Here is a 334-nt window from a genome sequence, read left to right as displayed (position 1 = left end):
CTGCCGACCACGGCCTGATCGCCCGGCCCCCACCACCGGCGGAGTTCCGGTGGTCGAGGAGGTCGCTCTGCGACCGTCGCGAGACCAGGGTCAGCCTGAGCGACGCCGGTCGAAGATCAGCCCGTCGCTCGGGTCGTCGGTGGGCTGCGAGGGGTCCGGCGGACCGTCGGTCTGGTCCGACGTCGGGTCGGGCGGCGGCGGCTCGACGTAGGGGGAGACGAGGATGACGACCGTGCTGCCCTCGTCGGCCCCGGTCTGCGGGTCGGGGAACTGACGCGTCACGATGCCGGCGGGTCGCGTCGAGGACGGGTCGTCCTCGACCTTCGGCTGGAAG

1 protein-coding gene is annotated in these 334 nt (G+C 73.4%); it reads right to left on the bottom strand.

Annotation, left to right across the window (positions count from 1 at the left end; translation table 11 throughout):
- Positions 1–90: 90 nt before the first annotated feature.
- Positions 91–334 (bottom strand): PASTA domain-containing protein (locus KSO97_RS17405; RefSeq protein ID WP_232681942.1); only part of this gene is annotated, 244 nt, incomplete at its 5' end.

Source organism: Nocardioides sp. R-C-SC26, from assembly GCF_021246465.1.
GTDB lineage: Bacteria > Actinomycetota > Actinomycetes > Propionibacteriales > Nocardioidaceae > Nocardioides.
This window is presented reverse-complemented; position numbering and strand designations above follow the sequence as displayed.